Origin of the sequence: Coleofasciculus sp. F4-SAH-05, assembly GCF_040222985.1 — a bacterium.
GTDB lineage: Bacteria > Cyanobacteriota > Cyanobacteriia > Cyanobacteriales > Coleofasciculaceae > Coleofasciculus > Coleofasciculus chthonoplastes.
The window spans coordinates 34,287-48,432 of the sequence record NZ_JAVKBY010000023.1 but is presented as its reverse complement, the minus strand read 5'-3'; the positions used below and the strand labels follow the sequence as shown (position 1 = coordinate 48,432).

12 protein-coding genes are annotated in these 14,146 nt (G+C 48.6%); 9 read left to right on the top strand and 3 right to left on the bottom strand.

Annotated features, from left to right (window positions below; genetic code table 11):
• Positions 1 to 369 precede the first annotated feature (369 nt).
• Together crtD and RIG27_RS02700 are read left to right on the top strand one after the other, a co-directional pair.
• Positions 370 to 1,890, top strand: a complete 1,521-nt coding sequence (gene crtD / locus RIG27_RS02705; protein WP_446342179.1) for a C-3',4' desaturase CrtD — start codon at positions 370 to 372, stop codon at positions 1,888 to 1,890.
• Between the two features lie 115 nt (positions 1,891 to 2,005).
• Complete coding sequence (locus RIG27_RS02700) at positions 2,006 to 2,950, top strand: Hpt domain-containing protein (protein ID WP_446342185.1); 945 nt, start codon at positions 2,006 to 2,008, stop codon at positions 2,948 to 2,950.
• Positions 2,951 to 3,094: 144 nt separating this feature from the next.
• Here RIG27_RS02700 and RIG27_RS02695 read toward each other — a convergent pair whose 3' ends face one another.
• Positions 3,095 to 4,531 (bottom strand): efflux RND transporter periplasmic adaptor subunit, encoded by a 1,437-nt coding sequence (locus RIG27_RS02695; protein WP_446342177.1) that lies wholly within the window; start codon positions 4,529 to 4,531, stop codon positions 3,095 to 3,097.
• 52 nt (positions 4,532 to 4,583) lie between these two features.
• Between RIG27_RS02695 and tadA the strand changes: the two genes are divergently transcribed.
• Together tadA and RIG27_RS02685 are read left to right on the top strand one after the other, a co-directional pair.
• Complete coding sequence (gene tadA, locus RIG27_RS02690) at positions 4,584 to 5,144, top strand: tRNA adenosine(34) deaminase TadA (RefSeq protein ID WP_446342175.1); 561 nt, start codon at positions 4,584 to 4,586, stop codon at positions 5,142 to 5,144.
• A gap of 46 nt (positions 5,145 to 5,190) precedes the next feature.
• Positions 5,191 to 5,952 (top strand): lysophospholipid acyltransferase family protein, encoded by a 762-nt coding sequence (locus RIG27_RS02685; RefSeq protein WP_446342183.1) that lies wholly within the window; start codon positions 5,191 to 5,193, stop codon positions 5,950 to 5,952.
• A gap of 179 nt (positions 5,953 to 6,131) precedes the next feature.
• Here the strand turns inward: RIG27_RS02685 and RIG27_RS02680 are convergent, their stop codons facing one another.
• On the bottom strand, positions 6,132 to 6,386 hold the full coding sequence (locus RIG27_RS02680) for a CHASE2 domain-containing protein (protein ID WP_446342173.1): 255 nt from the start codon (positions 6,384 to 6,386) through the stop codon (positions 6,132 to 6,134).
• A 239-nt stretch (positions 6,387 to 6,625) separates the two neighbouring features.
• Between RIG27_RS02680 and RIG27_RS02675 the strand changes: the two genes are divergently transcribed.
• Both RIG27_RS02675 and RIG27_RS02670 read left to right on the top strand, forming a co-directional pair.
• Positions 6,626 to 8,086: a RecQ family ATP-dependent DNA helicase gene (locus RIG27_RS02675; RefSeq protein WP_446342171.1), complete on the top strand. Its 1,461-nt coding sequence runs from the start codon at positions 6,626 to 6,628 to the stop codon at positions 8,084 to 8,086.
• Between the two features lie 289 nt (positions 8,087 to 8,375).
• Positions 8,376 to 10,070: a tetratricopeptide repeat protein gene (locus tag RIG27_RS02670; protein ID WP_446342169.1), complete on the top strand. Its 1,695-nt coding sequence runs from the start codon at positions 8,376 to 8,378 to the stop codon at positions 10,068 to 10,070.
• 285 nt (positions 10,071 to 10,355) lie between these two features.
• Here the strand turns inward: RIG27_RS02670 and RIG27_RS02665 are convergent, their stop codons facing one another.
• A complete protein-coding gene (locus RIG27_RS02665; protein WP_446342167.1) occupies positions 10,356 to 11,501 on the bottom strand; it encodes a sodium-dependent bicarbonate transport family permease in 1,146 nt (381 codons plus the stop codon).
• 1,246 nt (positions 11,502 to 12,747) lie between these two features.
• Between RIG27_RS02665 and RIG27_RS02660 the strand changes: the two genes are divergently transcribed.
• The 3 genes from RIG27_RS02660 to RIG27_RS02650 all read left to right on the top strand — a co-directional run bounded on the left by RIG27_RS02660 (position 12,748) and on the right by RIG27_RS02650 (position 14,078).
• Complete coding sequence (locus RIG27_RS02660) at positions 12,748 to 13,065, top strand: P-II family nitrogen regulator (protein WP_446342165.1); 318 nt, start codon at positions 12,748 to 12,750, stop codon at positions 13,063 to 13,065.
• 305 nt (positions 13,066 to 13,370) lie between these two features.
• A complete protein-coding gene (clpS, locus tag RIG27_RS02655; protein ID WP_446342164.1) occupies positions 13,371 to 13,697 on the top strand; it encodes an ATP-dependent Clp protease adapter ClpS in 327 nt (108 codons plus the stop codon).
• An 81-nt stretch (positions 13,698 to 13,778) separates the two neighbouring features.
• Positions 13,779 to 14,078, top strand: coding sequence for a DUF2103 domain-containing protein (locus RIG27_RS02650; protein WP_446342162.1), 300 nt, complete (start codon positions 13,779 to 13,781; stop codon positions 14,076 to 14,078).
• Positions 14,079 to 14,146 lie beyond the last annotated feature (68 nt).

Genomic DNA, 14,146 nt, shown 5'->3' with positions numbered 1-14,146 from the left:
TTTTTGGTCATGACACCCAAGAATGAACGCTAGTTTTTGGCACTGTCGGAACTATCAACGAAAGGCGAGACATCGAAGAGAAGCCCTCTGATACTCCATAACAAGCCTGAGAAGCATTGTCGAAGCTAACATTACTTTACTTTGGACTGGTCAAACAAAGAAGTAAAAGAACTTAAAGTAGCTTACTCTAAGCCACCGATTGTGATACTCAACTCGACTTTGCCCATACAGCAACGGTAGAGGTGAGATCTATCCGACAACTGGCAAAAAACGGATTGGCATCAAACTCGAATATGTCGAAAAACCAATTCATCGAAAGGATGGCTACAGCTATGGGTGAAAAGTACCCAAACGGGAAGAAATGTCTAGATGTGTCCAGAAATTAACAAACAGCTTCTAACCCATCGCGTCGTTGTCATTGGTGCAGGAATTGGGGGGCTAACGGCTGGCGCACTTCTTGCCCGTCGAGGTTACTCAGTGTTAGTCCTCGACCAAGCGTTTGTCCCTGGCGGATGTGCCTCCACGTTCAAGCGTCGCGGCTTTACCTTTGATGTGGGTGCAACCCAAGTGGCAGGTTTAGAACTAGGTGGCATTCATCAGCGAATTTTTGAGGAGTTAGAAGTTGACTTACCCGCCGCGACTCCCTGTGATCCCGGTTGTGCCGTATTTCTCCCTGGCGAAACTAAACCGATTAACGTTTGGCGTGACCCAGAAAAATGGGCAAAAGAACGGCAACGGCAATTTCCGGGGAGTGAACCCTTCTGGCAACTGATGACCACTCTATTCAATGCCAGTTGGAGATTTCAATCCCGTGATCCCGTATTACCCCCACGAAATCTCTGGGATTTGTGGCAATTAATCTCAGCGGTGCGTCCAGATACCCTGATTACGCTACCGTTTACATTTATGACGGTGGGAGATGCGTTGCGCGGCTATCGACTCTATGACAATCAGCGTTTGAGGACATTTCTGGATTTACAACTGAAGCTGTATTCCCAAGTCGATGCCGATGAAACCGCTTTACTGTATGCTGCAACTGCCCTCGGCGTTTCCCAAGAACCTCAAGGATTGTTTCACCTGAACGGGAGTATGCAAGTGTTGAGCGATCGCCTAGTCGCCGCCTTGGAGAAATGGGGTGGTAAACTGCTGATGCGTCATACTGTGGAACAGATTCAGGTTTCCGGGGGCAAGGTTACAGGCGTAACGGTGAGAAATCAGAAAACTGGACAGGTTTGGACAGAATCAGCCGATGAAGTGGTGGCAAATGTGACGGCACAAAACCTGGTCAAGTTACTGGGAAATCACGCGCCCAAGGGTTATCAGCGTCGCATCGATAAATTACCGTCTGCATCAGGTGCCTTTGTCATTTATCTGGGTGTTGACCAAGCATCTATTCCAGCAGGTTGTCCGCCTCACCTGCAATTTCTCTACGATTACAACGGTGAGATTGGCGAAAATAACTCTTTATTTGTCTCGGTTAGTAAACCCGGTGATGGTCGCGCCCCAGAGGGAAAAGCCACGATTATTGCCTCCTCGTTTACCGATACCCGAAGGTGGTGGCAAGGTTCTCAGCAGGAGTATGACCAGTTAAAAAAAGATTATACCCAAGACGCGATCGCACGGCTATGTCAATACTTTAACTTAACTCCAGAAACCATTATCCACCAAGAAACAGCAACACCCCGAACCTTTGCCTATTACACCGGACGCCATCAAGGAATCGTCGGCGGAATTGGTCAGCGAGTGCCAACATTCGGTCCCTTTGGCTTTGCTACTCGCACCCCCATTAATCACCTATGGTTGGTGGGAGATTCTACCCATCCTGGTGAAGGGACAGCTGGAGTCAGCTACTCAGCATTTACGGCTGTACGGCAAATTCAGGTAATCTAAAGAAAGAGTTTTGTTGGTAGACTGCAATGGGATTAAACCTGTTGGCAATAGAATAGAGACCATAACCTTTGTCGGTCTTGTGTATACATAGTTGTTTGGATTAGGGAAAACTGCCGTGGATGGGGGGAATCAGCAACGAATCTTAGGTTATTTCATCGAAGAGGCGAAAGAACACCTTGACACTCTCGAACAAGGGTTATTGAATGTGCAGGAAAGTGTTCAAGACCCAGAGATGGTCAATGAGATGTTCCGTGCGGCTCATTCGGTCAAAGGCGGGGCGGCAATGCTAGGCTTTAGCAGTCTACAAAAAGTTGCCCACCGCTTAGAGGATTGTTTGAAGATTCTCAAAGAACATCCCGTTAACCTTGATCGCCATGTCGAGAGTTTATTCTTACAAGGCTACGACACTCTCAAAGACCTGATCGAACAACTTCAAGGACCCTTTGGTCTCCGGGATGATGAAGCCGATAAAATGGTGCAAGCCGCCGAACCGACGTTCAAGGAATTGCAGACGTACCTGGAACGGTTGATTAGTGGTGGGGAACCAGCAACCGCCGCTCCGGCAAAATCAGCAAAGGGTGGAGCTAAAGCGACGGGTCAAGCATCTGAGAACTTTTCTGCTCAGGTGACAGGTATCCTCAAGCAAATGTTGCAATTGTTCAAACAATCAGAAACACCCGCCAATCGTAAAAAGCTGCAAGAGAATTGTCATAAGCTAGCGAAACTCGCCCAAACGGTTGAACCCTGGCAAGTCTTGGTAAAAAATGCCTCTGATGCGATCGCGAATTCCCAAAATTCGTTCCACACTCTAGCACCTGTGATTATTAAAGAACTTAAACAAGCTAGCGATCAAGTCCAACAAGGAAAAGAGAGTACTCTCAAGGCAAGTCCAGCGTTACAGAAGTTGGCAAAAGCTACCCCCAGCCAAGGCGGTGGTAAACAGATTACGATTACCGTGGAACCCAAAGCGGCAGCTAAAGCGATTATCAAAGCGTTTGACAAACGACAACTCACTCAACTGACCAAATTACTGGTTCAAGCCTCTCGCGCTTCTTCGTAGGTGATATCAAATGCTGCTTGCACCCAATTAAGGTTTGAAAGCTATGCACGGGTAAGTAAGTTATCGGCTGTCCGCTTCTTTTGGGTTACTCTCCGAGAAGGCGAGAGCCTACGTTCCAAGGACCCAACCGACAAAGAGCCTTCTCTAGCTTGCAGATAAAATACTCAAACGCACTTTATCCCCATCCTTTAACGGCGCATCACTGCGAACGACAAACCGTTCCCCAGGCTTTAAACCAGATACAATAGCCACTCTACCCTTGGCGCGATCGCTAATTTCTACTTGACGTGTCTTAACTGTAGATTCAGCACCATTTTCAACCACGACAAACACCGTTGATTTCTCTGATGTTTGAGTCGGCTGATTCGTTTTTGCCATCTGAGTATTGCCACGCCCTGACTCTGTGCCAACCTCTAACGCCGTTTGCGGAACCACCACTTGGGCTTGGGTATTTGGGGTGAAGCTAACTCGGGCTAAAAGTCCACTCCCAATTTGACGATTTGGGTTGGGAATCGTCACTTCTACAGGGATTTGTAGGGCTTCACTATCTGCTGCTGGAGAAATTCGGGTCACTTTTCCGGAAAACGATTCATTGGCAAGGGCGTCTAAATGCACCGTTACTGATTGTCCCACCTGAATATTCGCCAATTCTCGATCTGAAACTTGGACTTCTACTTTTACCTGAGAGAAATCCCCTAACTTCAGCAGTTCACTTCCCGGTGTCACCAGATTCCCCGATTCAGTGACTCGTTCTAATACCACACCATTAATCGGGGAGGCGAGTAACGAATAGGATTGACGTTCCTTATTTTGAGCTAAAATAGCTTGCTGCGCCTTAACTCGTTCTTGTGCAGCAGCGACAGCTTGTTGTTCCGTGCGAATTTGCTTGAGGGTGGCTTGCAGGTTTTGTTGGGCGGTGGCGGCGGCGGTTTGGGCTAATTCGGCTTCTTGTCGAGAAATAGCGCCTTCTTGCGCCAGGTTTTGTAACCGTGTCGCATCAACTTTAGCTTGCTGCAATTCTAAGCGGGCTTGTTCTGCCCTGGCTTGGGCATTCCCCACCTGAGTTTGGGCGCGGGCGACTTCTGAATTGAGGGCGGCGAGTTCAGCTTGGGCTTCAGTTACAGCCGTTTGTAATAAGGCGTCGTCAACTTGAGCTAAAATTTGTCCTTGTTTAACCCGATCGCCAATATCAACCGCTAGATTCAACACTCGCCCTTCAATTTGAGATCGTAGCGAGACATCCCGTAGGGGTTGAGTGTTACCTTTATACTCTATGGGTTCGACCACCCATCCCGTTTCTGCGATCGCGACGTTTACGGCTGTACTGGTTTTCTCTTCTGCACCAGGGGGTTTGGGTTGCGCCCCTGCTTCTGTCTTGGGACTATTCCCACATCCCGTGAGAGATGGTACGAGTAAAATAATCCACAGCACCAGAAAAACCCAATAGTTAGGGCTGGCTGAATCAGTATTGTGGTGAGGGGGAGCATGTAGAGACGCGCCATGGCGCGTCTGGGAAGCTAGGGGAGCCGCAGACGCTGAATGACTCAATTGATTCTGAGAGTACACGCTTTTAGTTCCCATTAGAGTAAATTCGTCAAGAGTTGTTTAAAGTTTCTTCATATATCTAGTCTAAATGTTACCGCCTATTAATCACGTTGCCTATCAAAAGCATCGCCACTGGATGAACAGGTCCCTCGCGATCGCACAATCGGCGGGTGAAGCGGGAGAAGTCCCCGTTGGTGCAGTGATTATTGATAATCAGGATAACCTGATCGCCACCGGAGAAAATCGGCGAGAACGCGATCGCGATCCCACCGCCCACGCGGAAATCCTCGCCCTACGTGCAGCCGGTCAAACCTTAAACACCTGGCATTTAAACACCTGCACCCTTTATGTCACCTTAGAACCCTGCGCCATGTGTGCTGGGGCGATTATCTTGGCGCGGCTGGGTTTACTGGTGTATGGTGCAGATGACCCCAAAACCGGCACAATCCGCACCGTTGCCAATAGTCCTGATAGCGCTTACTCCAACCACCGCTTACCCGTCTTAGCTGGGATTCTGGAAACCGAATGTCGAGAATATCTGAAATCCTGGTTTGCCCAACGACGCCAGCGCGATCTACAATCAACGCTTAACCATGACATTACTAGAACTGTCCCTTCAGTAGACGACAGGGGCTGTCAGACCTCATAAGGTAAGAGTGAAGAGTCGAAACACACAAAAAACCGAATCCCTTATGATGCAACTCCAATCCCGTGAACAGAACCAAACTCCCTCAACCTTGGACAAGCCTGATTCAAAGACGGTCAATTCCGCCAAAATAGTTCCCGTTAACTCCAGTGTTTCCCATTGGTTAACATCAATCCTCTATCCGTTGGGGCGTCGTATCCTCATGCCCCTTTATTTTGGGCGGCTGCAAGTGACGGGACAAGACAATATTCCCAAAACAGGTCCAGTTATTTTAGCACCCACCCATCGATCGCGTTGGGATGGGTTAACCATGGCTTATGCGGCTGGGAAACCTGTCACAGGACGGGATTTGCGGTTTATGGTGTCGCAAGATGAAATGAAAGGATTACAAGGCTGGTTTATCCGCCGCCTGGGTGGGTTTCCGGTGAATACGAAACACCCGGGAATCAGCAGTATCCGGCATAGTGTCGAACTCCTGCGTCGTGGCGAAGCCCTGGTGATGTTTCCCGAAGGGAATATTTTTCGTCTTGGTGAGGTTAATCCACTTAAACCTGGTATGGCACGAATTGCCCTGCAAGCGGAATCTAATCAACCAGGTTTGGGATTAAAAATTGTACCCGTTAGCATCCGTTACAGCGAACCTGTTCCTCAGCGAGGTTCTGATATTGACATTCAGATTGGATCGGCTTTAGATGTCGCCAAGTATTGCAACCAGTCGGCTAAAAAAGGCGCTCAACAGCTAACCACTGATTTGGAAATGGCACTGAAACAGATCGATCAAAAGCTGGAAGTAATCAAAGAAGCTGTTTAAGTGCGATCGCAATGATCTTAATCTATCCCTATTTCTCGCTTAATAGCTTCAGACTACTCAAAGAATTCCATGGCTATTCCGACAACGGTGGTGCAGGTGATTACGAATTGGATTGAATCAGGGCGGGTTTTGTTGATAGGTTATTGGTGAGTGGCTAGGTTTAGTGGCTAAACCCGCCCCTACAAGTCCACCAGAAGACGTTCCAACGGAACGTCTCTACGAGTTTCCCCATAATTCACCGGAACATCCCGAAACAAACTTAACCCCACCACTACGGGATTAAGAGCCAGAATCTGACTCAGTACCTGTGCCAAAACGCGATCGCTTATCGGATAATGGTCTAAGTCCTGGATATCCGCCTCGGTTATCCCTACAATCACTATATAATCGCTATAGGCGGCGAGAAACGCTTCCGGACTAACCTTTATTGACATACAAAACAACCATTAACCTTAAAAAATAATTAAGCTTTATTGCTCTTATTTTTAGAAGAGTTTTAACAAAAACTTTAAGCCAACTTGATAAGATTAGCTGGAAACAGGCTTATGCTAAAGTAGTGACTGACTATGGAATCCTCAACTATTGTTCCCTTAGTCAGTAAAAATTAACGTTTAAAGACAAACAAGTATCAGGTTCAGATATCTACACCTGTCCCTAACCTATCTGCATACCCATGAGCATGACCGAAACCACATCCTGGAACGATGTCCGCATCGCCTTTAAAAAAATATGGGGATATGATAATTTCCGTCCGCCTCAAGGTGAGATTATTCGGAGTATTTTGGAGGGGCGAGATGCACTGATTGTCTTACCCACAGGTGGGGGAAAATCGATTTGTTTTCAACTTCCCGCCCTCTTACAAACCGGATTAACCTTGGTGATTTCCCCATTAGTGGCTCTAATGGAAAATCAGGTACAAGAATTACGCGATCGCAACTTACCCGCCGCCCTGTTACATAGTCAATTAACCCCGCAACAACGCCGAAAAACCCTGCAAGCCCTAGAAAACCAGCAACTCCGATTACTCTACCTCTCTCCAGAAACCCTATTAAGTGCGCCCGTTTGGGAACGACTCTCTCAGCCTGATCTAAAAATTAATGGATTAATTCTCGATGAGGCACATTGTCTGGTTCAATGGGGGGATACCTTTCGACCCGCGTATCGACGCCTAGGCGCAGTACGACCCACCCTACTCAAATCTAAACCACCCGGCAGCCAAATCCCGATCGCAGCATTTACGGCGACGGCTGATCCTAGCGCCCAAGACACCATCAGTAAGGTGTTGCAATTAGAACACCCCCAAGCCTTTTTAATCAGTCCCTATCGCCACAATCTTAACCTAGATGTGCAAATCGTCTGGACACCACGGGGACGCCGCCAGAAGATGTTACAGTTCATTCAAGCCAGAAATCGGCAATCGGGGTTAGTTTATGTCCGTTCCCGGCGAGATGGCGAGGAATTAGCCCAATGGTTTGGGGAACGGGGATATGCGACAGCCGCCTATCACGCCGGATTAAGTTCTCAACAACGGCGAGAGATTGAACAGAGTTGGCTGAGTGGCAAAACTCAATTTGTTGTGTGTACTTGCGCCTTTGGGATGGGAATCAATAAGCCCAATGTACGGTGGGTGGTACATTTTCAGCCCCCCCAATTATTATCAGAATATATCCAAGAAGTCGGTCGTGGTGGACGCGATGGTAAACCCGCAGACGCCCTGACGTTGATCAGTGAGCCAACAGGGTGGTTAAATTCAGAGGATAAGCAAAAGCGTCAGTTTTTTGTCGATCAGATGCGATCGCAATACCAACAGGCACAACGCTTAGTCAAAAAGCTACCTGAACAGGGGAATGTCGCCGCCGTCTCCCAGGAATTTCGCCAGGGTGAAGTCGCATTAGCCCTGCTCCACAGTGCGGAACAATTGGAATGGCAAGATCCCTTTCACTATCACAAACACCCATCCCCCGATTCCCGCGCTTTGGCTCAATTAAGTTCTCACCAAGTTCAGGTACAGAAACTGATGACACAATACCTGACAACTCGCCAATGTCGTTGGCAGTTTTTACTCAAGGCGTTTGGGTTTAAAAAGGAGGCGATGGGATTAAAATGTGGACATTGTGATAATTGTCGGAAATAAGGTGATGGGGAAGCGGGGGGAGCTGGGGGAGCTGGGGAAGCGGGGGGAGCAGAGGGAGCGGGGGGAGCTGGGGAAGCTGGGGTTGTAGAGACGTTCCGGTGGAACGTCTGGGAGAAGAGGGAGATGAGGGAGGTGAATGATCAATGACTAGAAAAGAGTTTTATGTGTAGGGGCGGGTTTCACTACTATCATTTTTTTGTTCACCCTAATGTCACTAAACCCGCCCTGTCTAAATGACCAATAACGAATGGCGAATGACAAATGACAAATGACAAATGACAAATGACGAATGACAAATAACAAAATTATTTCTATTTTTCTAAGTACCTTTTTATGGGTAACTGTATCCTCCCCCCAGAGTTTAAACGCTCAAGGTGAAGAGGGATTACAGTTACAAGATTTTAGTTACTGGGCTAACCTCTGTGCAACCCAAAAAGAGGCTAAAAATTATGAAGAAGCCCTAGAAGCCTGTGATCAAGCGATCGCGTTAAATCCTAATGAACCTCAAGCCTGGATTGATCGAGGTGATATTCAACGGGCATTAAATAATTATGCCGAAGCCGCCGCCTCTTATGGGCAGGTGATTCGCCTAGAACCGAGACATTCTGAAGCCTGGGCAAAGCGATGCGCGGCAAATATCCAGTTGACAAACTATGAAGCCGCGATAACTGACTGTGAAACGGCGTTGCAAATTGATGAAACTTGGAATCAGGTGACACGGGCTTATGCGTTGTATCATCAAGGGTTAGCCCTTTGGGGACAAGCGAGACGAGAAAAGGCGCTATTTTCCTTTGATTTAGCGGTTCAAAGTAATCCAGATTATTCCCTGGCTTGGGCGCAACGCTGTCTGTTATTATCCCAATTTGATCAGACGTATGATGCTCTTAATTCCTGTGAACGGGCGTTACAGGTGAATGGGGATTGGGGAAATCGGACTCCCGCGATCGCGTGGACGAATCGTGGTAAAATTCTGGCTCAGTTGAGACGGTATGACGCCGCTCTAGAGTCTTATGATCAAGCCCTGGCGATTGACCCCAAGGATGCAACCGCTTGGACGGAACAAGGTAAAGTTTTACTCATTATTGGTCAACCGGGTGAAGCCTTAACCTCTCAGGAATGGGCGCTGAAAATTCGTCCCGATTATGCTTTAGCCTTAGCCAATCAATGTGCCACTTTGAATCAACTGAGTCAATATGAAGATGCTTTAGCCGCCTGTGATCAAGCGATTCAAGAGGGAGATGGGCGCTGGGGAGAAGAAGGGGCGGCGTATGCGTGGAGTCATCGGGCGGATGCGCTGACGGGTAATGGTCGATTTCAAGAGGCGTTAGCATCGGCGAATCGGGCGGTAGCACTGAATCCTGACTATGCTGATCCCTGGAGTAGTCGGGGGGCGACGCTGTGGTTTATGGGGCGGTTTGAAGAGGCGCTAGGGGCAACAGGACAAGCGATTACGATTAACCCCAATTCCTCGAAGGCTTGGTTTAACTATGCCCGAATTCTCACCACATTGGGACAGTATAATGAAGCCCATGCTGCTTATCAACGGGCGCTGTTAGGGGATGCGAATGTGGGCAATATTCTGACTCTGGCAGAGATTTGGGTGAATCTGAGTGGCTTAGATTTCCGTCTGCAACGCTATCAAGAGGCGATCACCGCAGCCGAACGAGCAATTGGCATTAATCCGGATTCGGCAGCAGCCTGGTATAATAGGGGGTTATCATTAATGGCATTAAATCAATACCGTAATGCAGTGGAGACTTATGATCGTGCGATCGCGATCGATGCCGAGAATGCTGATTTTTGGGCAGGGAAAGGCATTGCGCTGCGATTTTTAGAGCAATATCCTCAAGCCTTGGAAGCCTTGCAAACCGCATTAGAATTGAATCCATCTCATCCGCAAGCATTAGTCAATCAAGAGTTTGTCATGCAAAAGTTACAAACTCCCAATGGGATGGAGGCTTTACCAAATTCAGGGGTTAGGTAATAGGGAACAGGGAAAGTGACAGCAATTCTCATTTTGGCGAAAAACTCGCCCAAACATATCTTTCCTGTGGCTGATCAAACCAAAAAAGCCGGGGCATGACCCCGGCTTGTTGGTGGCCGTGTTTCTTTTCTGCGGGACGTTGACGCCGGCGAAGAAGTTATTGGTCCAGACCAGACCGATGGGCCGCGCGACTGTTGAATGGAGACGACGCAGACCTTGCTTGACATAGCCGCCGCGTTGGTCGCCGGGCTAGGGAGGCACCTACAGACCGCGACCCGTCTGGAATCAGCCGCCCATCAGCGCCTGGGCGAGTCCGATGTAGAGCGGTATTCCTATGGCAAGCGCAACCGGCGTGCCGACGGCTGTGGACGAGCCGATGTAGGCGGAGGGATTGGCTGACGGGATACCGGCTCGTAAAGTGGGCGGTCCTGAGATGTCTGAACTGGAGGCGGCGATGACGGCCAGGAGCACAACGCCGCCAGGGCTGAATCCCGTGGCGACGTGGGCAATCCAGCCGAGACCGAAGGCTATGAACCCATGCAGCAGCGGCGCAACAAAGGCATATAGGGCGTACCACTGACCCACCTTGCGCAGCTCGCCAAGCCTTGCTGTGGCCTCCATACCCATTACCAGCATCAGGATCGAAAGCAGGCCCCGGAAGGGGGGATCGAAGAAGCCATTATAGACACTTTCCGGCTGGGTTAGCAGGCCTAGAGCGATGCCGAGCAGCAGTGCCGATAGGGCAGATCCTTGGAGGCTTTCCTGCACGATGGGCCATATTTTGACTCGATTACTGGTATCGTCCGGCTCGCTGGGATATCCGCTTGCGGTAATGCGCTGCTGGCTGAGATACTCCTGCCTGGTGGTGGGATACTCCTGCTCGCTGGGATACCCGCCTGCGGTAACGCTCTGCTTGCTGAGAGACTCCTGCTTGCTGAGAGACTTTTGCTTGCTAACATAAATACTGGCCAGGACGATCGCAGTCACGAGCGCTGGGATATCCATGAAGGGATAGAGTGCGGCTGCCCAGGGCTCGTATTGGATGCCTTCCGATTCCAGTACCGTTATGCCGGCGGCGAGGGTAGAGCCACTCACAGCACCGAACAAGCCAGCGGTCGCAATGGCATCCACAGTTTTGACTTTCGGCAGCTTGGCTAAGGTATAACGCCCGATGAACACGATAAGAATCCCTATGATCACGGCGAACGATGCGGGCAACAGCATCTCCAGCAGATTGGAATTGCGGATCGCAATGCCGCCGCTCAGACCCACTTTGATGAGCAGCATGAAGACGATGAACTTATAAACCGCATCTGGAACTTGCAGTTGGCTATTGACGGCGGCAACGACCATACCACCAATCAGAAATCCGAGTGTCGGGGACTGCAACTTCGCCAGGAAGAGCGTAAAAAAATCGGTCAAAAAATCCACTTTGTAATTCCTCCTTAATCAGATCTTAAAGATAGAGTCATTCCAATTTATTTCCATAAATCTTTAGAGTCCGTGAAGACGGACTTCGTTGTGTTAGCCCCGGATTTCCAATCAGCGGGCAGTTGTTGCTGTTGGTTTCTACTTGGAACTACAATGGAGCCTGCTGCGGAAGTGCCGACAGTGTACAGAAAGTTCTGACGAGACATGCGAGAGAAATTTGCCATGAATACCTCCTTCCGCCTCCCCTAGCTGGGGGAGTGGTGATTGTGATCAGTGAAATTGGTTAAAAGTTAAAGAAAGCGGGGGTGCAGCGCTACACCCCTACAGCACAGGTATTACGCGAATACCTGTCCCGCAGTACATCCTATAGATTAAGATCTATGTAAGACCCGAATCACTATGTGCTTAAGTTTATCTTAAAATCTGCACCAACTTGCATGGAAATGCCCAATTCAAATCATAAGTTTTCCTTTTAGTCTCAGAAAACCCCGATATCTCTGGTCAATCTTTAGTATGGTACTGTAAACGGCAGAGCCCTCGTCCTGAGGGGGTGACAAGGAACTTGAAGGTACTACCGGGTGTCGGGTGTCGGGTGTCGGGTGTCGGGAAAAATTGAACTTTACTCAGGGAGTCACCAAAAACTCTATTGTTTATTCGTTGGCTCGCCTGGAGAGCGCTCGCTCCTTACCCTATCTCCTCTTATGGGCTTTTGTGTTCCTCTAAGATTTACCCCACACCCCATACCCCACACCCCATACCCCACACCTTGCCTACCTTTGACGCCAGCTTGTCACCCCTTCAGGCCCTCGTCCCTAGAACACCGGTCCAGTAATCCCAGCTATAGCCTTACCAAAGCAGGTTAGGACATTTTTACTGTTGCCTGTTGCCTGTTGCCTGTTGCCTGTTGCCTGTTGGGATAAACTGATGTCCTAACGTGTGTGCGTAGTGCTATATAACGCAAAACGGTCATTCTGGCGCTCATCCTGAACGGAAAATCAGGCTCTTTACTAAACTATTAGTGGTCCGGCGCTCTAGTGCCCCCTGCAATCTGATGTTGAATGGTGGTCATAGCGCCAAAAGGATAAGTGTTTTTTATAAAATGCTTCCGCTAATCTGAGTCAATCTTTCTCAACAGAGGGTATTGGATTCGCCGATCTTTGGCATAATCTTAAAGATATGGTTCAAGGCAAGACTTTATGGTTTTGCCTTGAATTGTCGTAACAGAATGCATCAAGAGGTAAACCACATGACCCAGAAAGCCAGCAAGCTCGTCATCGTCACGGAAAAGGTGCTACTGAAAAAGGTCGGCAAGATCATCGACGAAGCCGGAGCTACCGGTTATACGGTGGTGGACGCTGGCGGTAAAGGCAGTCGCAACGTGCGCTCGTCAGGACAACCCAGCATTGGCGACAACTACTCGAATGTCAAGTTCGAGGTGCTCACCCCCAATCGAGATATGGCCGTGAAGATTTCGGATAAGGTTGCAGCGCAGTTTTTCGACGACTATTCGGGCATCGCCTATGTCTGTGATGTGATGGAGGTACTACACGCGCACACGTTCTGAGTAAAAAGTAAAAACCCCAGCAATTCTCATTTTGGCAAGAAGCTGTTCAAGCACTGGGAATCTCGGTATTGTATTCAACAACCCTGAGTCTCGCGAGGTTCACGATGATATCTGAGAGATCCAAGAGAGCTAAAGCGGTTGCCAGAACGCAGGAACTCGATCTAAAAATCCCGCCCAATAGCAGTTGAATTTCCAAAATGAGAATTTCTGGGAAAGTGATGAATTATGAGTAACTGATGCCAAACTGAGGTAAACTGGGAGAACAACTTTGTGAATTTTTTTAGCATAATTTTGTTACAAGCCCTATGACTGTGGTAATTTCAGCAGCTCGTTCAGCGACATCTGCTGCACCAACTCAAGCTCCTGAAAAATCGCGTCAAGTTACCCGCAAGCCTTATCCTAACTATAAGGTTATTGTTCTCGATGATGATTTCAACACCTTTCAGCACGTCCATGACTGCTTGGTGAAGTATATTCCTGGAATGAGCAGCGATTACGCTTGGAAACTGACGAATCAGGTTCACTTTGAAGGTCAAGCCATTGTTTGGGTTGGTCCTCAGGAACAAGCTGAACTCTATCACCAACAGCTAAGTCGGGCTGGATTAACAATGGCTCCTTTGGAGGAAGCATAAATGTAGAGACGTAGCTACGTCTGGCAGAGGGGGTCATGATTTTGCACAAAATCGATATGCAATTTAGATGTACAACTTATCATGGGTAAGTCCAATGGCGGTAGACTGGTTTGGAATCACTCAACTCACTTGCCCGGGTTGATTCCGGTTCTAGAACGTCTCACTCGCTATACTGGGATTCAAACGATTACGCCAGCTGTCATTGGACGGGCGAGAAGTCATCGTCCTCGCTTAGAGTTAAAAGTGTCTGTACCCATTCGCGGTGGATATAAAATTATTGCTCGCTCTGGTAAAACGTTTCAAGAAGTGTTTATTGTTACTGAGTTGAGTAAGCGAGAATTAGAAGGTGCGATCGCACAAGCCTTGAAAAGAAAAAAGTAAGACGAAAGAACAGGGAAAGGTTTTCATAACTTAAACACCATTACTCTACCTTTATTTTGTAGGGTTTG